The 21,468-nt window shown below is 58.3% G+C and carries 14 protein-coding genes and 1 pseudogene; 6 read left to right on the top strand and 9 right to left on the bottom strand.

Features of this window, described 5'->3' with window-relative positions; translation table 11 throughout:
* The first annotated feature begins 28 nt into the window (after nucleotides 1-28).
* Nucleotides 29-1,015 carry an NAD(P)H-quinone oxidoreductase gene (locus ACZ5AL_RS08040; protein ID WP_464509853.1) on the top strand — a complete coding sequence of 329 codons (987 nt, stop codon included), beginning with the start codon at nucleotides 29-31 and terminating at the stop codon, nucleotides 1,013-1,015.
* Between the two features lie 456 nt (nucleotides 1,016-1,471).
* Here the strand turns inward: ACZ5AL_RS08040 and ACZ5AL_RS08035 are convergent, their stop codons facing one another.
* The 4 genes from ACZ5AL_RS08035 to ACZ5AL_RS08020 form a co-directional block, all read right to left on the bottom strand.
* Nucleotides 1,472-2,155: a cell division ATP-binding protein FtsE gene (locus tag ACZ5AL_RS08035; RefSeq protein ID WP_464509852.1), complete on the bottom strand. Its 684-nt coding sequence runs from the start codon at nucleotides 2,153-2,155 to the stop codon at nucleotides 1,472-1,474.
* A gap of 31 nt (nucleotides 2,156-2,186) precedes the next feature.
* Nucleotides 2,187-3,260, bottom strand: a complete 1,074-nt coding sequence (pdxA, locus tag ACZ5AL_RS08030; RefSeq protein WP_464509851.1) for a 4-hydroxythreonine-4-phosphate dehydrogenase PdxA — start codon at nucleotides 3,258-3,260, stop codon at nucleotides 2,187-2,189.
* A 104-nt stretch (nucleotides 3,261-3,364) separates the two neighbouring features.
* Nucleotides 3,365-4,858: a leucyl aminopeptidase gene (locus ACZ5AL_RS08025; protein ID WP_464509850.1), complete on the bottom strand. Its 1,494-nt coding sequence runs from the start codon at nucleotides 4,856-4,858 to the stop codon at nucleotides 3,365-3,367.
* A gap of 17 nt (nucleotides 4,859-4,875) precedes the next feature.
* Nucleotides 4,876-5,937 (bottom strand): DHH family phosphoesterase, encoded by a 1,062-nt coding sequence (locus ACZ5AL_RS08020; RefSeq protein WP_464509849.1) that lies wholly within the window; start codon nucleotides 5,935-5,937, stop codon nucleotides 4,876-4,878.
* A 241-nt stretch (nucleotides 5,938-6,178) separates the two neighbouring features.
* Between ACZ5AL_RS08020 and ACZ5AL_RS08015 the strand changes: the two genes are divergently transcribed.
* Together ACZ5AL_RS08015 and ACZ5AL_RS08010 are read left to right on the top strand one after the other, a co-directional pair.
* Nucleotides 6,179-7,183 (top strand): lysostaphin resistance A-like protein, encoded by a 1,005-nt coding sequence (locus ACZ5AL_RS08015; RefSeq protein ID WP_464509848.1) that lies wholly within the window; start codon nucleotides 6,179-6,181, stop codon nucleotides 7,181-7,183.
* A gap of 69 nt (nucleotides 7,184-7,252) precedes the next feature.
* Nucleotides 7,253-7,873 carry a MarC family protein gene (locus tag ACZ5AL_RS08010; RefSeq protein ID WP_464509847.1) on the top strand — a complete coding sequence of 207 codons (621 nt, stop codon included), beginning with the start codon at nucleotides 7,253-7,255 and terminating at the stop codon, nucleotides 7,871-7,873.
* Between the two features lie 157 nt (nucleotides 7,874-8,030).
* Here the strand turns inward: ACZ5AL_RS08010 and glgX are convergent, their stop codons facing one another.
* The 3 genes from glgX to ACZ5AL_RS07995 form a co-directional block, all read right to left on the bottom strand.
* On the bottom strand, nucleotides 8,031-10,187 hold the full coding sequence (gene glgX, locus ACZ5AL_RS08005; RefSeq protein WP_464509846.1) for a glycogen debranching protein GlgX: 2,157 nt from the start codon (nucleotides 10,185-10,187) through the stop codon (nucleotides 8,031-8,033).
* Nucleotides 10,188-10,217: 30 nt separating this feature from the next.
* Complete coding sequence (locus ACZ5AL_RS08000) at nucleotides 10,218-12,842, bottom strand: glycosyltransferase (RefSeq protein WP_464509845.1); 2,625 nt, start codon at nucleotides 12,840-12,842, stop codon at nucleotides 10,218-10,220.
* 482 nt (nucleotides 12,843-13,324) lie between these two features.
* The gene (locus tag ACZ5AL_RS07995) at nucleotides 13,325-15,058 is read right to left on the bottom strand and encodes a L,D-transpeptidase family protein (protein WP_464509844.1); all 1,734 of its coding nucleotides are present in this window, start codon (nucleotides 15,056-15,058) and stop codon (nucleotides 13,325-13,327) included.
* 193 nt (nucleotides 15,059-15,251) lie between these two features.
* Here ACZ5AL_RS07995 and ACZ5AL_RS07990 point away from each other — a divergent pair, with 193 nt between their 5' ends.
* Both ACZ5AL_RS07990 and ACZ5AL_RS07985 read left to right on the top strand, forming a co-directional pair.
* Nucleotides 15,252-16,154: a D-Ala-D-Ala carboxypeptidase family metallohydrolase gene (locus tag ACZ5AL_RS07990; RefSeq protein ID WP_464509843.1), complete on the top strand. Its 903-nt coding sequence runs from the start codon at nucleotides 15,252-15,254 to the stop codon at nucleotides 16,152-16,154.
* Nucleotides 16,155-16,636: 482 nt separating this feature from the next.
* Nucleotides 16,637-17,191, top strand: a pseudogene (locus tag ACZ5AL_RS07985) (helix-turn-helix domain-containing protein); the annotation flags it as partial.
* Nucleotides 17,192-17,314: 123 nt separating this feature from the next.
* Here ACZ5AL_RS07985 and rsgA read toward each other — a convergent pair.
* Entirely contained in the window at nucleotides 17,315-18,286 is a 972-nt protein-coding gene (gene rsgA / locus ACZ5AL_RS07980) for a ribosome small subunit-dependent GTPase A (protein ID WP_464509842.1), read from the bottom strand.
* 171 nt (nucleotides 18,287-18,457) lie between these two features.
* On the opposite strand from rsgA, the gene ACZ5AL_RS07975 reads away from it, so the two are divergent.
* Nucleotides 18,458-18,715, top strand: coding sequence for a hypothetical protein (locus ACZ5AL_RS07975; RefSeq protein ID WP_464509841.1), 258 nt, complete (start codon nucleotides 18,458-18,460; stop codon nucleotides 18,713-18,715).
* Nucleotides 18,716-18,797: 82 nt separating this feature from the next.
* On the opposite strand, the gene lon is transcribed toward ACZ5AL_RS07975, so the two are convergent.
* Complete coding sequence (lon, locus tag ACZ5AL_RS07970; protein ID WP_464509840.1) at nucleotides 18,798-21,329, bottom strand: endopeptidase La; 2,532 nt, start codon at nucleotides 21,327-21,329, stop codon at nucleotides 18,798-18,800.
* Nucleotides 21,330-21,468 lie beyond the last annotated feature (139 nt).

The raw sequence follows: 21,468 nt of genomic DNA, 5'->3' as shown, positions 1-21,468 counted from the left end.
GTTTCGCTCCTCAATCACCTGGCTGCCTATGTCCACGATGCGCGCAGTTGTCGTCCGCGAACCGGGCGCCCCCGACCAGATGCACATTGACACGATAGAGCGTCCTGCGCCGGCCCCGCACGAGGTACGCATCCGCGTGGCCGCTACAGCGCTGAATCGCGCCGACACCTACCAACGGCGCGGACACTATCCGCCTCCCGAGGGGGCCCCTGATACGTTGGGCCTGGAAGCAGCCGGACGCGTCGATGCGGTGGGCGAGGCGGTGACTGATTGGAAGGAGGGCGATCGGGTGTGCGCCCTGTTAGGCGGAGGAGGATATGCCGAGTATGTCACCGTTCGAGCCGACCATCTCCTTCCCGTACCGCCAGACACTACGTGGACCGAAGCCGCAGCTCTGCCCGAAGTGTTTCTTACTGCATACCAGGCGCTCTACTGGCTGGCTGACCTGCAAGAGGGCGAAACGGTGCTCATCCATGCCGGCGCCAGTGGGGTGGGCACCGCCGCCACCCAACTCGCTCGTCGCCACGATGATATGACGGTGTTCGCTACCGCCTCGGCTGCCAAGCACGACGTGTGCCGCCAGGCTGGTGCCGACCATGTTATCGACTACACGACCGAGGACTTTGCCGATCGCATCGGATCTGACCAAGTGGATGTGGTGATTGACTTTGTGGGCGCCCCTTACTTTACCCGCAACATCGAGGTGATGACCACCGACGGACGTTTGGTGCAATTGGCCACGCTGGGCGGCAGCACGGTGGAGTCGGTCTCGCTCCGAGCACTGATGGCCAAGCGCATCCACGTGTATGCCTCTACGCTACGCAGCCGATCGGATGCCTACAAAGCAGGCCTGGTGCGCGACTTCGTGGCCCATGCGTACTCCGATTGGGCGCACGGCGTCTTGGCGCCTGTCATTGACAGCGTGATGGATTGGACCGAAGTGGCCCACGCTCACCGTCGCATGGAGGCTAACGAGAACGCCGGTAAGATCGTGCTGACAGTTGGGGATGTATGAACGGTTGGATGAAGCACAACGTCTATCCTTCCATTGTCCATCCACACGCAAATTCGGTCTCGTACAAACAATCGATCCCACAGAAAAGCGATTCCACAACAGTGCAACCGGATTGGGGGTGACTGTGTGATTCGTCGCCCTACTACTGGTGTGTCACACCTGAATGTTATGGTATGGAGTGGACTCGCGTTGAAGCATCTCAAACCAAATGTTCTGTCATGTTGAGCAAGCGGAGGGCCCCCAGGGCCCGAAGCGCGTCGAAACATCTCCTCGGCGCTCAGCAGCTACTGGCAAACCAACAGCCCTGCCCAGTTCGTGGGAGATTGTTACTCACTGCGTTCGTCAGTCGCTACGCTCGTGTCAGGACTCCGCACCTGCTAGACGCAGTTGCTCCGCTCAAGATGACATCATTAAGACGGGGGTGTTGCAACCCGAAGATTGACCTGTGACAGATCACTACAGCGTGGCCGGGTCCACTTCGACGACTTGTCGATTCATGAGGGCGAGGGTACGTGCCGGGTATTCCTTGACCAGCCGGTAGTCGTGCGTGGCCATGAGCAGGGTCATGCCTTGCTTGTGCAGATCTACCAATAGGCTCTGAATATCAGAGGCCACCGCCGGATCCAGGTTGCCAGTGGGCTCGTCAGCCAGCAGCACCCATGGGTCGTTGGCAATAGCTCGCGCAATAACCACGCGCTGCTGCTCACCACCCGACAGCTCATGCGGGAATCGCTTGCGCTTGTGGTTGAGGCCTACGCGCGTAAGAGCACGCAACGTACGAGACCGCACGGTGGACTTTCCTTTGCCGGTTGCATACACTGCAAACGCCACATTGTCGAACGCACTGCGGTCGGGCAGGAGTTGAAAATCTTGAAAGACGACCCCCACCTCGCGGCGCAAATACGGGATCTCCTTGTCTTTGATTTCGTCGGACCGATAGTCGCCCACTTGCGTGGTTCCCTTATCCGGAAAGTGATCCATGTACAGCATGCGCAGCAAGGTGCTCTTTCCGCTGCCGGTGGGCCCAATAAGGTAGGCCATTTCGCCCTGCTCAATACTAAACGACACATCTTCCACCACCGTGCGGCGCTCGCCGTGGGGCGTTTCGTACGAAGCGGATATGTTGCGAAAATGGATCATGCCAGCAGGACGTAAATAGAGTCAACACATATCAGGCGGATGAGGCAGCCGGTTGAGCGCGACGATGATGAGCGGTGACAACAGCTACCTCAATGGCGCTTCGCATGCTACCCGGCAGCGCCATGCCTTTGCCCGCTATGCTGTACGCGGTACCATGATCGGGGGAGGTGCGCACGATGGGAAGCCCGGCAGTGAAGTTGACTCCACGATCAAAAGCCAGCGCTTTGAACGGCACCAATCCCTGATCGTGGTACATGGCCAGTACCGCATCGTAGCCCTCGTCGAGTTGCGTTGCGAAGTAGCCATCGGCAGGCAGCGGACCGCTTACCTGAATACCTGCATCTTGAGCCGCTTCTAAAGCAGGAGTAATGATGTCGATTTCCTCACGTCCAATGACGCCGCCGTCGCCAGCATGAGGGTTCAACCCCAGCACGGCAATGTGCGGCTCGGCGATTCCGAAGTCACTTTGGAGCGTGGCATGAAGCACCTCCAGTTTGGAGCGAATGGCGGCTTCAGTGATTCCTTCGGTGATCTGCGAGACCGGAACATGCGTGGTTACCAATCCCACACGCAGCCCACCTGCCACCATCATCATCATGGGGCGCGGGGTGTTGGTGCGTTGCGCAATAAACTCGGTGTGGCCCGGCACGTCGAATCCGGCCTGCGCGATGGCGTCCTTCGAAATGGGAGCGGTCACCATCGCATCGGCGTCTCCATCGAGGCACACTTGCACAGCGGTATCTACAGCCTGCATGGCCAGCGCGCCGCCCTCGGCGGTTACAGCCCCGAACGACACCGGCGGCGGCGTTCCGTCGGTAACGTCGAGCACGGTAATACCATCATCCGATATAGATTCAGGCACCGACTCGACCACATGGATGGGCAAATCGGAATACCCCAGCATGTCGGCATGCACACGAAGCACATGCGCCGACCCGATAACGAGCGGCGTCATGGCGGGCATCAGGTGGGGGTCATGAAGCGACTTGAGCAGCACTTCGGGGCCAATGCCGTTCGGGTCGCCCAGGGTGATGGCAATGCGCGTGCGAGCATCGCCACTGGTTGGCGGATCCGGACGCTGGTACGTGGGGCGTTTGATAGCCATGATATCGCTAACGGAATGGATCAAAAAGCCAGTGATTGAGGAGGGAAGAAACGCCGCGCTCCGAGGTTTATCTCTATGGCAATACGGGGTTGGGCAGTGGCATCTTAAGCCGATCGGGCGGTGGCGTAGTGGTGCAGGTAATCGGCCAGGAGGCGAACGCCTACACCGGTACCGCCCTTGGGACGATACGGCTGCTCGCTGCTCAAAAATGCGGTGCCTGCAATATCCAGGTGCATCCACGGATAATCGACAAAGTGCTCCAAGAACTTTCCGGCGGTAATCGACCCGGCAGGGCGTCCGCCTACATTTTGAAGGTCGGCCACTTCACTTTTCAGCTGCTTCTTGTACGGGTCGTATAGCGGGAGCGGATGCACGCGGTCGCCGGTGCGCTCCCCCGCCCGCTGCATGGCATACAACCGGTCGACAGCCGTGTCGTTTTCGGGCGTCATAAGGGCGGATGCGTGATGGCCCAGCGCCGTTACGGCAGCGCCCGTCAACGTGGCCAGGTCGATAACCAGTTCGGGATCATACCGGCGTGCATACGACAGGGCATCGGCCAGCAGCATGCGGCCTTCGGCATCGGTGTTCATGACCTCCACCGTGGCCCCGCTATGCATCGTCACCACCTCACCCGGCACATAGGCATGTCCACCTGGACGGTTATCGCTAGCTGGGATCAGCCCAACGACATGCAGGGGGATGTTGAGGCGGGCGATGGCCTCAAATGCGCCAATCACGGCGGCGGCTCCGCCCATATCGGCCTTCATGAAGTCCATCGAGTTCTTTGTAGGCTTCAGCGACAGCCCTCCGGTATCGAACACAATGCCTTTCCCCACTAGCATTACCGGCTGGCTGTTCACGGCCTCCTCGGGCGTCCACGACAGGATGCTGAACGTGGGCGGCTCCACGCTTCCTCGGTTCACGGCCAGAAGGCCACCCATGCCTTCCTCTTCGATGCGCGATTTGTCCCACGTCTCTACGTCGAAGCCGTGCGCTTCTCCTAACGTCTCGGCAGCCACGGCCAGATCGCGGGCTGTCTTTTCGTGAGGCGATTGGTTCACCAGGTCGCGTGCGGTACAGGTGGCGGCTACCAGGTGATGTGCGCGTTCGGTTCCTGCTTCCACCGCCTCGGCGTCATGCTTTTGGGTGTAGACCACATGCAACGTATCGAGCGGTGTGGCGGTGTCTTCGGTTTTGTACGCGTCGTAGCGGTAGTGCGCCAGCAGAAGCCCTTCCACAAGGGCCTGCGCAGCGCGATCATCATCCACAGGAAGCGCGGGGAGGGCAAGCGCTGCCGTGGTCGCATCGACTTCGTGCAGCGACGTAGCAGCCGCGGCTACGCTAGTACGGAGCGTGTCGAGGTCGATCGCCTCTGCGTCTCCGCAACACGCAAGTACAAGGCGGGGGCTGTTGGACGTATCGGTATAGCAAACAGCGGTGTCGCCGGCTTCGTCTAGGTCAGACGCGGCGCGCTTGACGGATGCGCCCAGCGCTGTGATCGACGCACTGGGGGCGGCAGCGCCTTCGGTGGTGAGGGGAATCACCAGCGCATCCACGTTGAGGTCAGAAAGCGATGTTGCTGTGGCAGTGACAGTCATACAGGCAGGGGGTTCGGTTACTTAGAAGGGGTTTTCATGAGTTCGGCCAGGTACGAGGCGTCCTCGGGCGAGAGCACATCGGATGCGTCGGGATCGTCGAAGTCGATGAAGCGTGGGGCGGCCTTGATGACATCGTTGATAACCTCTTTGAATGAGGGGCCTTTCACGTAAGCGCCGGACGCATTGCGGTGACCGCCGCCATCGAACGAGCGGGCCCATTCATCCACGCGAATATCACCCTCAGAGCGAAAGCTGATCTTGGCGCCATCGTTGGTTTCAGAAAAGAGCAGTGCCGCCTTTACCCCCTCAATCGATAGCACATAATTGACGAATCCTTTCTTGTCATCCCAGCTTGCCCCGGTATCCTCCACCATGCGTTGCGTAACGACCGAGTACCCCAGCTGTCCGTTTTGCTTCAGGCGGATGCGGTTCAGCATGCGGCCCAGCAGCCGAAGGCCTGGCATAGAGCGACGGTCGTAGATCTGGCTGTGGATAGGCGCCGGGTCGATGCCGCCTCGCTCCAGAATATCGGCAATGATGCGGTGCAGCTGCGGCGTAACGCTGCTGTAGCGAAACGAGCCGGTATCCGTCATGATGGCCGTATACAGCGCGGTGGCCACATCGGCGTCAATCAGGTCGGGGTCGAGCGCTTCGATAAGCTCATACACCAACTCGCCCGTGGCCGGTGACGTGTTGCGCGCATACGTGTAGTCGAACCACTGCTCGGGCTCCATATGATGGTCAATGAGCAGCGTGGGGGCTTCGGCCTTTTGCACCAACTGCCCCACATGACCCAGCCGCTCCGCATCGTTGTTGTCGAGTACGACGATCAGATCCGACTCGGCCAGCGCTTCGTGTTGATGCAACGATCCGTCGAACACCTCGATGGTGTCGATGCCCGGTAGCCAGTCGAGATTGTACGGCGCGTCGTCGGCATTTACGATGTGTACGGTCTTACCGAGTTGACGCAGCGCGCCCGCAAGCGCAAGCTCCGAACCCAGCGCATCCCCATCTGGACGCAAATGGGTGGTGAGGAAGAAACGGTCGTGGGTGCGAAGCAGCGCAAGGATTTCGTCCATGGTGCATTAAAAAATCGGAGGAGGACAAATAGCATCACCTGTACGCATCCTGCAACTACGGGTTCAGCCCTGCGCCCTGATGTACGTGGCACTGCCCCCGTCCCCTGGGCAATATGAACACCGAATTCAACCGGTGCAGCGCATCGTGGTGGCGTAGGTATCCGTTGTCTCGTATCATAATGTGTGTTCATGGCGAGGCAGCTTCCGGGTCTCGCTATTTCTTGAGTGGACTCATTGTGTTATGCTGCACTTTCTGCAACAAGCCTGGCGCGGTCGTTCGGGCATAGCGCCGTTTGTCATTACGCTGCTTGCGCTCATCGTGGGGGCCTTGGTCGTTGGAGGCATCACAACACTGGCTCTCATATGGATGCTGTCGGGGAGCCTGCCAATGGACCCTGAGGCCACCACCCCTGAAGCGTTTGGGGTGAGCGACCTGGAGTTTCTGTTCGTGAACATGATTCCGTTCGTAATTGTGCTGGGCGTACTGTGGGGATGCATGCGCGGACTGCATCACCGTCCGCTGCGCTCACTCATCAGCCCATCCGACCGCATCGACTGGCGGCGTCTGGGAGTGGCCACAGCAGGATGGGTCGGACTCATGACGCTTACCCTGGGTGTTGAGGCCATTATGTCGCCCGAGGAACTGAACGTCACGTTTGAATGGCAAGCCTTTCTGTGGTTGTTGCTCTTAGCGGGCACACTCATTCCCATTCAGGCCAGCGTAGAGGAGCTCATCATGCGCGGCTACATCATGCAACATGCGGCCCAATGGTTTCGCTCGGGCGCGGCAGCGGTTCTCATTTCTTCGGTCCTGTTTGGATTGCTGCACTGGGCCAACCCCGAGGTGGCCAGCTTCGGCGCAGGGATGATGATGGCGTACTACATGGGCTTTGGCGTCTTCATGGCGCTACTTACGCTGGTAGACGACCGCCTGGAAATGGCTATGGGTGTACACATCGGTAACAACCTGTTTGGAACGGTGATTGTCACCTTCCCCGAGTCAGTTCTCACCACACCCGCACTGATTCGGCTGGAAACGATGGAGCCAACCCCCGTTACGCTGCTCACATGGGGCGTGATGGCACTCATTTTTGCGCTGATTATGGGGCGCGCCTACGGATGGTCGTGGGAGACGCTCTGGCAGCGCCTGGGCCGGGTCAACCCGCCCCCTTCCGACAAAGAAACCGACGACTCGCTCTCCGAGGGCGCCTCTCCAGAGGCCGGGATTCCTCCCCATTCTTCATAGCCACATCGTCATTGGGTAGCGTACGGTTCGGCCCTGCGCTGCTTTGCTTACCTGCTTTACCCCCTTCCTATGCCTGATCTTCCGGCTCTTGATTTTACGCCATACATCGAAGCCTTTCTTTCGCTCTTCGTTGCGATGAATGTATTTGGGGTGCTGCCGCTGTTCCTGGGGCTCACCGAAGGACAATCATTGCGCGCACGCCGTGTGCTCGTGAAACGCGCTACCGCAACCGGCTTTGGCATCGCCATCGTGATTTTGCTGACGGGGCAGTTCATCTTTCAAACACTTGGCATTACCGTGGATGACCTGCGCATTGGAGGCGGGCTCATTCTGCTGGTGCTTTCCATTACAGACCTCTTGTTCAGCAACCTGACGCGCCAGCCGGGCAACGACCCCGACGCCGGAACCGATATTGCTGTCGTACCGCTCGGCACCCCGCTGATGATTGGTCCGGCTGCCATTACTGCCATCCTGGTATTGCAGAACAGCGCCGGGTACATCCCTACCGTAACGGCCCTGGTCACCAACCTGGGCATTGCCTATGTGGTGTTTTACTTTGGTCCGGCTCTCATTGCGCTGGTCGGAAACGCCGCAGCCCGCGCGTTTGCAAAGGTCGCCAGCCTGTTTCTGGCTGCCATCGCTATCGCCCTCATCCGCACGGGCATTCAGAATGTAATTCTGGGCGTATAGTTGGAATGGACCCCTGGACCGCTGATACTCTGTCACGCCTGAATGTTACGGTCCAACATTGTCATCGCGAGGAGGGAGCCCTGCGACTGATGCGGCGCTCCTCGCAATGACATACTCGAAGGTTCTTTTTTTGGCCTACTTAGTCACGATTAAGTAGCTATCGTCCCACCAGCACGACGGTAGACCGCGGTGCCATACGATACGTAGTGATGCCATCGAGCCGCTCCTCCTTGCCCTCGGGTAGAATATCGTGCGGCGCCTCGTGCTGTGTATCAACGGTTCGATACCACGTTTGACCCGTTGATGGATCGGGGAGGGCCATGTCCACAGCGTCTGGAGCGGCGTTGAAGAGCAGCAGCAACGCAGTGCCGCCCTCTTCCTCGACATGAAAGCCAAGCGTCCGTGCCGACGGGTCCTCCCAGCGCGGTTCATCCCCGTTCGGACTGAGCCACCGGACCGCTTCATCTTGGTAAAACGCCATCTGGTGAAGGACCGGGTGCCGCTTCCGAAACGCGATCATCGCTCGCGTAAAACGGTGAATGTCTGCATGCGCTTCGCGCCGTTCCCAAAGCGTCCAGCCGATTTCGTTGTCTTGACAGTAGGCGTTATTGTTGCCTTGCTGCGTGCGTCTAAACTCGTCGCCGTGGAGGAGCATCGGCACGCCACGCGCAAGAAAAAGCGTGGCCAGAAAGTTTTTCACCTGTCGGGTCCGCATGGCTTCGATCGCGTCGTCGTCGGTGGGCCCTTCGATGCCATAGTTACGGCTGTAGTTAGCGTCCGAACCGTCGCGATTGAACTCGCCGTTGGCCTCGTTGTGTTTGCGTTCATAGCTGACCAAATCATTGAGCGTAAAGCCGTCGTGGCTGGTCACAAAGTTGATGCTGCTTTCGGGGCCTTTGCCAGAGCCCTGGTACAGGTCGGCGCTCCCGGTAAGGCGCTGCGCAAACGCACCGAGCATGCCATCGTCGCCCCGCCAGAAGCGCCGCACATCATCGCGAAAGCGTCCATTCCATTCCGACCATCGGCGCTCGTGGAAATGCCCGACCTGGTAGGCGCCAGCAGCATCCCAGGCTTCGGCAATCATCTTCACGTGTCGCAGCACGGGATCCTGTGCGATGCGATCTAAGAGCGGCGGATCTGTACGTAGGATGCCTTCCTCATCGCGTCCCAGCACAGAGGCCAGGTCAAACCGAAACCCATCCACATGCATCTCAATGACCCAGTGGCGCAGTGCATCCAAGATCATATCGTGAACCACCGGGTGGTAGGTCTTGAGGGTGTTGCCCGTCCCGGTGAAGTCCTTGTAGCACTCCTTATTTTCGTCGAGGAAGTAGTACAACTGGTTATCGAGCCCGCGCCAACTGAACGTCGGCCCCTTTTCGTTGCCTTCGGCGGTGTGATTGAACACCACATCGAGCAGCACCTCGATGCCGGCCTCGTGGAAGGCGGCTACCATTTCTTTGAACTCCTGCACCTGTTCACCCTGGTTGCCCGCACTGGCGTAAGCTGCATTGGGCGCCATGAAGGCCGCTGGACTGTATCCCCAAAAGTTGCGCAGCGGCTCGCCGGTGAGGGGGTTTACACGGGCAATTTCATATTCATTGAACTCATGCACCGGCATCAACTCAACTGCTGTAACCCCAAGGTCTTTGAGGTAGGGGATTTTTTCGGTAAGGGCTTTGTAGGTGCCGGGATGGGCGACATCGGCGCTTTCATGCACGGTAAAGCCCCGCACATGCGTCTCGTAAATAACTGTCTCTTCCCACGGATGCTGTAACGGGCGTGTTGGCTCCCACCCGGTGCGGCTGTCGAGGACCACGCACGAGGGCGTAACATGGGCATTGTTCTCGCGCGACATCTCGTGGAGGCTACCGATTCCCTCCGGGTCATAGCCGCGCGCCTTTCCAAAGTCCCAGTCATCCAGATGCGTAATCGCTGGGGCATACGGGTCGATAAGCAGGCGATACGGATTGAACCGATGGCCTTCCTCCGGCTTGTAGGGCCCATCGGCCCGGTACCCGTAGAGCTGTCCTTCGGATACGCCCTCTATCCACGCGTGCCAGATGTCGCCCGTACCATGTTGCTCTGGGGTGAACACAAACCGGTGAGTCGGGGCCTCATCATCAATCGCATCGTAGAACTCCAGCCACACACAGGTAGCATGGCGGCTAAACACCGCAAAGTTGACGCCTCCATTTCGTTTGTATACACCCAGGGGATACGGAAGCCCCGTGCGCATGCTGGGCATGGTCGTTGACGTAGGAGCGGGAAGCGGTGGATCAAGTGAACATGCATCCATAACGGAATGGGCCATAAGGGGTGGGCCTACCGAAACGATTCGTCGTTACGTGTTCTGAAGCACTAATGTAGGAGCGCGTTCCTTTAATTGCGCAGGACGCACAGCCGGAATGCCGCTTTCGGTTTCTTGATGCAGGGGGAGGTGGGCATCCAACATCGCGATAAAGTTCTTGTACACCTGCTGTAGCTCCCAGATGATACCGTCAGGGGAAAGCGACCACCACTCGTCGGGCGTAAAGTAGGCCGAGACCTCGGCCTCTGAGCCGTGGCGACCATACCACTGAATGAGATGCAGGTTATCGGATTGTGCCAGGCGCGCGGCGCGTTCTACAAGTTTAGGATTGCCGGTAAGCAACGCCTTTTGATGCGCCTGCATCATCAACTGAAAGATGGCTTGCTGCGCATCATTACCCAAGAAGAATTCGAGGCCGCCACTTCCGGCCCAGGTGCTGGCAAAAGCGGGAAGCGGAAGCGCATGGCTTGTTTCTCCGTGGCGCTGCAGTGCTTTGCTGGGCGTTACAAATGACAGCCCGTGGCGCTTCGCCTCGCGGGGCAGATGCTCCAGAAAGTCGAAGATGCCGCTTTCCGGCGGATGGTGCTCTCCGAACGTCTCAAAGTCCCACCCAATCACCGCGACCTTCCCTGGGGCTGAGGCGATCCACTGGGTATAGCGATCAGCCGTTAGCGGCCAGCCGTCCCACTGCTTGTCAGAGAACCGGTAGCCAACATCATCGCTCAACGGGTAGTGGCGCGTAAGCAGCTTCATGCGCCCCGAGCCATGATGGTACAGATGCGTGGGCTCGCGCCACTGCATCACCCAGGGGCGTCCGTCCATGAAGGCTGCCTTGAAACCGACCTGCTCCAGCGCGTGGTAGATGGTGTCAGACATCATGAGTTCGGTGGTGTCGGCAATGACAGGACGCTCACCGAACACCTGTTGCAGTTCATCAGCAGCGCAGCGCATCCGTCGCTTAAAGGCCTCGATATCCCACAGTAGCATAAAACTGTGCGAGGGTTCTACCGCGACAAGCTCCACCCGTTCGTGCTGCACCAGCGTTCGGAAGCGATCCAGCAAGGCCGGATCCCATGCCTTCGCTTGCTCGATGAACGACAACGAAAACCCAATGGCCAGCGACAGCCCCTCCTCTACAAGCCGCTCAAACCGATCAAGCGCCGGATAGTAGCATGTGTGTGCTACCTTGCGAAAGTAGTACTCGTTCATGTCGGCATCGAAGAGCGCATGGTCGAGTTCATCCATCGACATCGACTCGGAGAGACGCGCTGCGGGCAACCGAGGTCGATGCGGCTGGTGAACAACGGTGTAGATGACGACGTCTTCGACCTGCGGGGAGAGCTCATAGGTGTTCGCTTCGGCATCGTAGTGGAGGATGTGCTGCTCTTGCGCACAGAACAAGATCTTATCCAACAGCACATCTACGATACAGTCCCACGTAAAGTCTTCGGCATAGGAGCGCGCAAACGAGCGGATCGACTGGGCGCGGTGCCGGTTTTGTTGCATCCGTATTAGGTTAGATACAATCTCTTCGGGACGATCTGTGTCGAGCATGATCGCGTTGCGGCCATCCAGCACATACTCCTCGCCACTGGGCCCGGTGAACGCGATGCCTCCAGCGGCCATTGCTTCTAACCCGACCAGTCCAAACGGCTCATGTCCCGAGTTCGCCAGCACCGCGTCGGCGGTTGCATAGAAGGTACGTAGCATCTCCTGCGTCATGAAAAAGCGCAGATTGTAGATATCGGCCCGAGGGGCTTCGTTTAGCAGCGATAGAAGCTCACTCCAGTCAGACGGGTCGCCATTTATTTCGGCGATGGAAAGGCCCCGTTCGTGGGCTCTCCGCAGCACCTCCTCGCCGTGTGGCTCAATGCCTCCGGCCATCGGAAACGCCACCGGGTAGCCCTGCTCTTTAAGCAACGCTGCGGCCTCTATCGCCATCATCCAGCGTTTGGCCGGGTCGAAGCGTCCTACCTTGAAAAGCATTAAGGCGTCTTTTTCAGGAGCCAGCGCCTTCCGCAACGCAGTTTTCTGATCTGTAGAGGGCGGCCCCAGCAACTCCTTCGGGATGCCATTGTGAATCACCAACGGGTTAACCCCCAGCGGCCACATCAGATGCTTCATGTAGCGACTCACCGTCGTGATGTGCGCCGCTTCCTGCAGACGTTCCCAATCTACGCGATGAAAGGCCATCGTATTGTTGGCATTCCAGAAGATGAGGCACCGGTGGGATAGCCCCTTCGCACGAAGCACATCGTGCAGACGAATCACGGTCTCGGCGGTATGCCATTCTTCGGCCAGAATCACCGGCAGGCGTCCATTAGCCAGCGCGGGCTGAATGACGTTGGCCAGCAGATGTTCGGGAAGCGTTGCATTCCATTCGCGACGTTTGTCTTCCTCGGCCTCGTACACCCCATTGGGATGATGCGCACTGATCCACTGACACCATCGGTGATAGGTGAGCCGCCCGTTGAGCCGGTGCTCTTTGCCTGGCGCATCGGGCTCGCCCACAAAAAACAGCTTTGTGTTGAACCCGCGGCGGGCCAAAGCATGCGCCAGATGGGTAATGCGTACGCCAAGTCCGCCAGCCTGCGCGTACGGATCGGGCCCTTCAAATGAAAGAAGGGCAAACGTCAGATGCTCAGAAGAAAGGGACATAGAAATCATGGGTAGGTGAGAATATGCACGAGGAGGCCAACACGTGTTCGGCCTATGCGATGCGATGTCTCAACCTACCGATGTATAGCGGCTCCCGCTACACACATTTGTTCAGAACGCTGCTCATCTATCCACGCTTTTGCGGTGTTGGGTATGGATAACGGCGGTATGCGGCAGCGCCCGCTTAGGATGAATCCAGAGCGCTTCCTTTCGTACGCTCCAGTTTGCTTATGCCGCAGTCGGAATGCCGACGGCGGCACTAGGTAGCTCAAAAGAAATATATTTACACCTTGTCATCGCGAGGAAGGAGCTTGCGACTGACGCGGCGATCTCATGCCCCCGACCTGGACGGTGCTGCCCGGCTTGATGGCACAAGATTGCACCCTAAAGGCACTCGTTCGCTGCGCTCACAGCGCCGCGTCGCTAGCGCTCCTCGCAATGACATAATCAAAGATACTTTTGTGGGTCTACTTAGATCATCTCTACGGTGTGGTTCGTGCAGAGGGCGTGTTGCTTGATTCCAGCAGAGAGTGCAGCACCGGGGGCACCGTGACGCGGCTGGCAAGCGCAACCTGCACATCTCTATCACGATTGTAAATGTCATTGCGGAAGTGTACGGTCCCATGCGAATCGGCCCAGGCTGTCCAGTACTGCAGATGCACCGGCACGCGCTCGGTCAGTGTCACAGCCCGCTCGGCAGTACGATTCATGTTGCGCTGAATAGCGGCCCGGTCCCACCCTTCGTTTTCGCGGAGCAAGTACTCGGCCAGCTCTACCGGCTGTGCAACACGAATGCAGCCTGAGCTAAAGCCACGCTCCGGGCGTCCGAACAGATGCTGCGTGGGCGTATCGTGCAGGTACACGTTGTGTTCATTTGGAAACATAAACTTGACTTGGCCCAGCGCATTGTTGGGCCCTGGATTCTGGCGCATCCGGTACGGGAAATTGCGTGCATGAAGCGATTCCCAATCGATGCTCATTGGATCAACGGGCTGCGCATTGGCGCTCCATCCGCGAAACAGTTGAAAGCCCTGTCGCGCCACCGCCGACGGATCGCGTTTAAACTCGGGCAGCTTGTCGCGTGTGGCAATGCTGTGGGGCACGTGCCAATACGGACTCATGACCAGGTACGAAATCTCATCCGAAAACACGGGCGTTTGTCGGTAGGGACGCCCCACAACCACCGGCATGTCAAGCACTATTTCACCTTCTTCGGCCACGTACAGCCCAAACGATGCGATATTCACTAGCACGTAGCGCCTGCCCAAATCCGACGGCAACCAGCGCACGCGTTCCAGATTCACGATGATCTGGTCGACACGGGCTTCGGCAGACACATTGAGCGCGCCGAGGGTAGCCGGCCCCACGCGGCCATCTGTTGCCAGTCCATGCCGATCTTGAAACGCGAGGACGGCCTCATGCAGCGCGTCGTCGAACACCGTAGCCAACGAGTCGGGAACAGGATCCAGGCGCTCTGTTGTCTCCAGGCGGGCCCGAAGCTGCGCCACCCGCGGATCATCCATCCCGCGCTCCAGCGTAGGTCCTTCATCTACAGCCGACCAGCCTCCGTCCTGCACGATGCCTCGGTAAAGCGCCAGCGCGGTGCGCAACGCCGTGTAGCCGTCGTGCTGCGGACGCAATGAACGCAGCGCCTCGTGCACCGCGCTTCCATTATCAATGGCTTGAAACGAATCAAGCAAATCCATCACGCGCGGCTCGATATTCCACGACCGCATCAGGCGCTGCGGGTCAACCCGGCCATTGAGCAGATGCCCCGCATACAGCAGGAACGCGTCGCTACAGAGCAACTCCAGATCGATTAGATGCGCGGCTCGTTCTTCGGGATTGGCGGTGCGAAGAGCAGACAGGGTTTCTTGCATGGCCTCCAGATGGTACTCTGCCGACTGAAGCCCTTCACGCTCGGCCTGTCGCAATGCCGCTCGCAACGCATACGCGGTCATTTTCTGCCGCATCGGAGCAACCCACACCGGCTGAAACCCGCGTTCTTCGTAAAATTGTGCCATCTGTGGGATGGTGTGCAGCGAAGCCATGTCGCCTGTAAGCACCCCTGCAGGCGCCTCACGCAACATTTCAATCCGCTCGCGCAGCGCATCATGAAGTGGGTCGGATGCATCTTCGGGAGAGGCCTGTGCAGTTGTAAAAAATATACCCGATCCCCACAGAATCAGGGCAACAAGAATGAGAATGCGTTGCATAACAAAATAGGTCGATTGGTTTTAGGAGATATAACGCATACGCATCCAGAAAACACGTGTGCCTGTTGTTTTTCAGCGGAACCGAACTGTGTCTCGTGGAGTGATTTAGTACCTGCCAGATCCTACCCGCCCCTTTCTAACAGACCGCTTGCCTGCTATTGTGTATTTACATGTTGTTGGCGTATTCGTCCTCATGAGCCTGGGTTGGGCTCCAACGACCATAGCTGCCGACGATCCCACGTTCGCGGTGCAGTTCCAGGACGACTGGATTCAAGAACCGATCATGGCTGTAACGGTGATGCCTGGCGAGGAAGTGCCGCTCACCATTGACAATCGCCGTGAGAAGGGTGCTACAATGCGGATTGAAGCCCCCTCGGATACCACAACATGGGCGGCCACGGAGCCGTGGCTGTTTACCGCGCCCAATACCCCCGGTCTGTATCCCGTTCGCATCACCGATATAGAAACTGAGGCAACCATTCAACTGCAGGTGTTTGTGCTTACGCCCTGGGCAAACAACGGTCCGTATGCTGAAGGGTACCGTATCGGGCAGTATCAGCAAGAGCCGCGTCGGGGCCTGAGTGCGTACGAGCCGCCCAAGGGCCTTATCCGAGTCACCGAAGATATGGTTGATGCCCCGGTGGCTCCTCATTTTACGCTAGAGCAGTTCCTTTCCAAGCAAACCAACGAAACACCAGAGTTTATGCTGGTGGAAACGCGGCTCTTACAACTTCTGGAAAAGGTACTCGCTGCCGTACGGGCTGACGGGCACGACGTGGAGACGCTGCACGTTATGAGTGCCTTTCGAACGCCGCACTACAACCGGTCGATTGGCAATACGACTGTGTACAGCCGCCACCTGTACGGCGACGCCGCCGATATCTTTGTAGATCGAACGGGCAACGGACGCATGGACGATTTGACGGGTACTGGACGCGTGAATGAAGCCGATGCTGTGTACCTGGCCGACCTGGTTCAGCGCGTCAAAGAGGAAACCAACGTCGATTATGCGGGCGGTATTGGCATCTACGGTCCAGCTCCGCACCGCGGCCCTTTCGTACATGTGGATGTGCGTGGCTACCGCGCTCGGTGGTAGGGTACAGGCCCACACCCGCAGGGGGCTTACCACCATGACAAAAGGGGAGAGGAAGAACACGCGTTATTCCGGACTATTGCTCTGTCACGCATGTCTGCCACGCAGGATTCGCTCGTTTGAGTGCACAGCATCCCTCCCCCCTAAATCCCCCTCTCTACTCCGAGCTATGGTGTATACAGATTGGGGGAGGACCTCGCACACGTGCCGACAACACTCGCTTCGCAGATCCTTACGCCTGCTGGAACGCTCCAGCACCCCTAATCCACCACCGGGTTTCTTTACCTCGGGGGGTACGTTGGACGCAGAGCGTCCATTCGTCTGTCGCGACGCAGAGCATCGCGACGAGGACGCAAGCGGGAGTTCGCTCCGGTTGCGTTGTGTATACACCGTAGCTCCCCCGAGGAGAAAACACGCATCTGAACCCAATCACGGGTTTGGGATTTGACCTGGGTTTTCATCCTACCCCTTCGACCGTTTGAACCATGCCCCAACGACGGTTGACCGTTCGTGCCGTTTCTCCCAAGGAACGCGCCGAACTTGACGAGCTGTACCGGCGCATTCGAACGCCCCGACTGCGCTCTCGCGCGCAGATGATCCTGCTGGCCCTTGAACACGGGATGGTCGCCTCCGAGATTGCTACTATCGTGCGCTGCTCAGAGCAAACCGTGCGCAATTGGATCTACCGCTTCAACGCCGAGGGCAGCGAGGGACTTCAAGATCGTGCACGGCCGCGTGAGCCGGTAAAGGTGACACCCGAGTACCAAGAGCGTCTGCTGCACATCGTGCGTCGCCGCAAGCGTCGGAAGGAAATTGCTGAGCTGCTGGAGTCGCTTTTGGACGGACATTCCCACGAGACGGTCTATGTTGCCTGGGACAACGTCATCACCCATCAAAACGATGAGATTGAAGCCATTGTGCGAGGGGCGGCCGGGCGACTTGTACTCTTGTACCTACCGACCTACAGCCCCTGGCTGAACCCGATCGAGATGTTGTGGCGTCATTTTCGACGCGAAGTGACCCACGGCGAACTGTTCGAAACCGCAAAAATGATGATCAACGCCAGCCTCGACTTCTTTCAGCGCTACAACGAGACGCCGGAACAGGTGCTCTCCATTATCGGCGCCAAACCCAATTTTGCACGTGATCTTACTTATGGTACCTTACCGTCCAATGCCTTCCATGCCATCCTGCAGCGAATACAAGATGTTCAGATAGCTGTCGTAGCGTTCAACTGCAATAGCGCCCTCGTTGACGGCTTCCTTTACGGCACATCCCGGTTCATGGTCATGGGTGCAGTCGTCAAACTTGCAGGCGTCGAGATACGGAACGAACTCTACGAAGAAATGCCCCAGATCGGCAGGGTGCAGGTCCACAATACCAAACTCGCGCACCCCCGGCGTATCCACAATGTGGCCGCCCATTGGTAACGGGTGCAGAGCGGCAAACGTGGTCGTATGGCGGCCTTTCTGGGTATGAGAGCTGATAGAGCCTGTCTCAAGGGCAAGCTCGGGGGCAATCGCATTCACCAGGCTCGACTTTCCGGTTCCCGAGGGTCCTGTTACGACATTCACCTGGTCCTTGAGTGCATCGGTAAGAGCGTCAAGACCGATGTGTTCAGTTGCGCTGGTACAGTGGACGGGGTATCCCAACGATTCGTATCGCTCAGCCACAACAGCCACCTCTTCAAGGTGCTCGGTGTCGGCCAGATCGATTTTGTTGATGATCAGTCCAGCCGGAATGTGCCGAACCTCAGCCATCACCAAAAACCGATCCACGAATCCCAGATTGAGGTCCGGCTGTTTTACCGATTGCACGGCCCAGGCGCAATCAATGTTAGATACCATGATATGCTCTTGGTTCACGCGGCGCCCCGATGCGCGGCGACTGAGCCGGTTCTCGCGGTCGTGAATCTCCACAATCAAACCAGTATCATCATCGTCGTTCAGCCGGATGGTGACCCGGTCGCCCACGGCCACGGGATTGGTGACATCCGTATCCTGCAGTCGAAATTTGCCACGCACCCGCGATTGAATCACGGCGGGATCATCGTCGGTGGGGTTGTCGATTTGGACGTCGTACCAGCTTCCGGTAGAGCGTAGCACACGACCAACGCGCGTGGGCAGTGTAGACATACAGCAGGAGGATGCGGAAAGAGATCAACGAACAAGCGCGTGCTTTCAAAGCCCAACCGCCTGTGCAGATCCGCCACCGCGTATCATGCTGAGCGAACGGATGGGCACATCCCACCCACGTACGGCGTATAGGCAGTCCGTGTATACGTATGGATATGCAGCGCATTGGCCATGCCCGCCGACTCTGACACCTCTAACGCTCCTGCTTCCGAATCCCCGAACCGGCGTCCGCACAAGCTGAACTGGCTTGGCCGAGCCGTACAGTGGGGGGGCTGGATGCGCACGCAAGCTCGGGAAGCCGCCGACGTGGTGCAGACCCGGACACAGGCTGTGGCGGAGCGGTCTAAGAAAGCGTTTTACGAAGGCCTAGACCCGAATATGGAAGACGCCCGTATCCTTGACGAAGAGGACGAGGGCACGCGGAAGTAGCACTTTGTCATGCCATTCGCATGGCGAAGCAGGAGTGGTCGTGTCGTCTATTTCTACTTCTTCTACCTCCGCGCGCGGTCGTCTACTGCACGACGACCGTTTTGCCTTCTGATGACGATCCGTTGTGGGCGCCGGAGCGAAGCTGTTTTTCCGATTCAGGGATATCAAAGAACTCGTTCGGATCGGCAACGGCCTCGGTCTCAAGCACAGCATCAATGACCGCATCTACACGTTCTACGTAGGTCACCGCAATGCCTTCAAGAGCCTCATCCTTGATCTCTTTGACATCTTTCTCATTCTTCTTGGGCAGTACCACCCGCTCAATGCCTGCCCGTTTCGCTGCCAACACCTTCTCTTTGATGCCGCCTACTGGCAGGGTGAGTCCACGCAGCGTGATTTCGCCCGTCATGGCTACCGTGTGCTTTACGCGGCGCTGTGTGAAGGCCGACACCAGCGCAGCCAGAATCGCGGTCCCTGCCGAGGGGCCGTCTTTGGGAACGGCACCAGCGGGCACATGGACATGCACATCCCAGTAGCGGAACGCGTCTTGCGGGATGCCGAGTTCGTCGGAGCGGGCTTTCACATAGGAAAGCGCAGCTTGCGCCGACTCTTTCATCACATCGCCCAGCTGGCCGGTTAGAATCATGCGTCCTGATCCGCGTGCCAGTGAGGCTTCAATGAACAGAATGTCGCCCCCGGAGGGCGTCCAAGCCAAGCCGGTTGCCACGCCTGGTACTTCCGTGCGCTCGGCCACATCCGAAAAGTACTTGCGGGCGCCCAGATACTCCTCAATGTCGCCATCGTCGATGGTGAGCGTATCGACTTCGCTGGTTGCGACTTTCTTGACGACCCCTCGCGTAACAGCGCCAATAGTGCGCTCTAACTGACGCACGCCCGACTCCCGCGTATATGCGTCAATAAGATGCATGAGCGCCTCGTCGGTGAAGCCGAGCTGGTCATCCTGTAGCCCGTGGTCGGTAACCTGACGCGGTACCAGATACTGTTTGGTGATCTGCAGCTTTTCGTTCTGGGTATATCCGTTGATCTCGATCATCTCCATACGGTCGCGCAGCGGCGCGGGGATGCGCTCTACGTAGTTGGCCGTAGCGATGAAGAGCACCTTCGATAGGTCGTAATCGAGCTCCAGATAATGGTCGTTGAAATTGTCGTTCTGCTCAGGGTCAAGCACCTCTAGCAACGCGCTCGACGGATCGCCACGGAAGCCGCTATCGAGTTTGTCTACCTCGTCGAGCATAAAGACGGGATTATTGGTACCTGCCTTTTTGATGCCCTGCAAGATACGTCCGGGGAGCGCCCCCACATAGGTACGACGATGCCCTCGAATTTCAGCTTCGTCGCGTACACCACCCAGGCTCATGCGTACAAACTCGCGGCCTACCGCACGGGCTACGCTTTTGCCAAGGCTGGTTTTGCCCACGCCGGGTGGGCCATGCAGGCACAAAATCGGAGCCTTCATGTCTCCCTTCAGCTTAAGCACAGCCAGGTATTCCAGAATGCGTTCCTTTACATCCTCTAGCCCATAGTGGTCTTCATCCAGAATGCCCTGCGCCCGCGACACATCGAGTTGGTCTTCAGAGTACTCCAGCCACGGCAGATCCAGAATCCAATCCACGTAGTTGCGCGTCACCGCATAGTCGGGGGCCGCCGGATTGGTGCGCGACAGACGTTGCAGTTGCTTGTCGAGTTGCTCGCGGGCTTCTTCGGGGAGCTCCTTCTCACGGGCTCGTTCCCGCAACTCCTGGATTTCGTCGCCGCCAGCGCCCTCGCCCAGCTCCTCTTGAATGGCCTTCATCTGCTGGCGCAGCAAGTACTCGCGCTGCTGTTCATCGACGTCGGTTTTGACGCGCGATCGGATTTCTTCAGATAGCTCCAGTACCTGCAGTTCTTCTTTGAGCTGCTCCAGCACCTTGTTAGCGCGCTCCGCTACAGGAAGTGTTGCCAGAATGTCCTGCTTTTTCTCGACCTCTACCTGCAGGTTTGAAGCGATAAAATGGATCAGGAACGTGGGCGACTCGATATTTTCAATCGCCTCGGCGGCTTCGCTGGGCAGGTTCGGCGATTTGTTGACAATCTGAACAGCCAACTCTTTGATCGAATGGATTAATGCCTGCAGTTCCAGCCCTTCATCGGGCTCTTCGCGGGTAAGGGGTTCTACGTTGGCCTTGAAATAGGGCTCATCCTGTACGTACTCGGTGGTGCGGATGCGCCGCTTGCCCTGAATCACGATGGATTTCGATCCATCAGGCATTTTGATGAGCTTCAAGATTTCAGCAACGGTGCCGACGTCAAACAGGTCGGCAGGAACGGGATCTTCCTCCGTGCTATCGCGCTGGGCGACCACGCCAATTAGGCGGTCATTTTCAAACGCCTCGCGCACGAGTTGCAGCGACGTATCGCGTCCTACGGTGATGGGCAGCACGACGCCCGGGAAGAGCACCGTATTGCGTAGCGCCAAGATAGGCAGCGCGTCGGGAATGTCGGCGGTACTCATTTCCATTTCCTCGTCGGGCGTAGGAAGGGGGATGCGCTGCTCAGGCCCCTCGCCAGAGGCATCGGAGGCAGCAAACAAATCGCTCAGATCGAGTTCGGTCATACGGAGGAATACGAGCCGGTAAAAAACAACGAAAAAAGAAGAGGGGGAATACGCCCCATCATCTGTAGGCCTAGCAGTAGGGCACAAAGACTACACCATGCTATTGAAGAGGCAGTCCACGGAGTCAAAGTGCGCCAGG

Source organism: Natronotalea proteinilytica (assembly GCF_055379935.1).
This window is presented reverse-complemented; position numbering and strand designations above follow the sequence as displayed.

What these genes read in the sequence shown, in the direction of transcription:
- ACZ5AL_RS08025 (WP_464509850.1), bottom strand. Translation starts at nt 4,858, where the DNA reads ATGACTGTCACTGCCACAGCAACATCGCTTTCTGACCTCAACGTGGAT.
- ACZ5AL_RS08010 (WP_464509847.1), top strand. Translation starts at nt 7,253, where the DNA reads ATGCCTGATCTTCCGGCTCTTGATTTTACGCCATACATCGAAGCCTTT.
- rsgA (WP_464509842.1), bottom strand. Translation starts at nt 18,286, where the DNA reads ATGTCTACACTGCCCACGCGCGTTGGTCGTGTGCTACGCTCTACCGGA.
- pdxA (WP_464509851.1), bottom strand. Translation starts at nt 3,260, where the DNA reads ATGGCTATCAAACGCCCCACGTACCAGCGTCCGGATCCGCCAACCAGT.
- ACZ5AL_RS08035 (WP_464509852.1), bottom strand. Translation starts at nt 2,155, where the DNA reads ATGATCCATTTTCGCAACATATCCGCTTCGTACGAAACGCCCCACGGC.
- ACZ5AL_RS08015 (WP_464509848.1), top strand. Translation starts at nt 6,179, where the DNA reads ATGCTGCACTTTCTGCAACAAGCCTGGCGCGGTCGTTCGGGCATAGCG.
- ACZ5AL_RS08040 (WP_464509853.1), top strand. Translation starts at nt 29, where the DNA reads ATGTCCACGATGCGCGCAGTTGTCGTCCGCGAACCGGGCGCCCCCGAC.
- lon (WP_464509840.1), bottom strand. Translation starts at nt 21,329, where the DNA reads ATGACCGAACTCGATCTGAGCGATTTGTTTGCTGCCTCCGATGCCTCT.
- ACZ5AL_RS07990 (WP_464509843.1), top strand. Translation starts at nt 15,252, where the DNA reads ATGAGCCTGGGTTGGGCTCCAACGACCATAGCTGCCGACGATCCCACG.
- glgX (WP_464509846.1), bottom strand. Translation starts at nt 10,187, where the DNA reads ATGGCCCATTCCGTTATGGATGCATGTTCACTTGATCCACCGCTTCCC.
- ACZ5AL_RS07995 (WP_464509844.1), bottom strand. Translation starts at nt 15,058, where the DNA reads ATGCAACGCATTCTCATTCTTGTTGCCCTGATTCTGTGGGGATCGGGT.
- ACZ5AL_RS08020 (WP_464509849.1), bottom strand. Translation starts at nt 5,937, where the DNA reads ATGGACGAAATCCTTGCGCTGCTTCGCACCCACGACCGTTTCTTCCTC.
- ACZ5AL_RS08000 (WP_464509845.1), bottom strand. Translation starts at nt 12,842, where the DNA reads ATGTCCCTTTCTTCTGAGCATCTGACGTTTGCCCTTCTTTCATTTGAA.
- ACZ5AL_RS07975 (WP_464509841.1), top strand. Translation starts at nt 18,458, where the DNA reads ATGCCCGCCGACTCTGACACCTCTAACGCTCCTGCTTCCGAATCCCCG.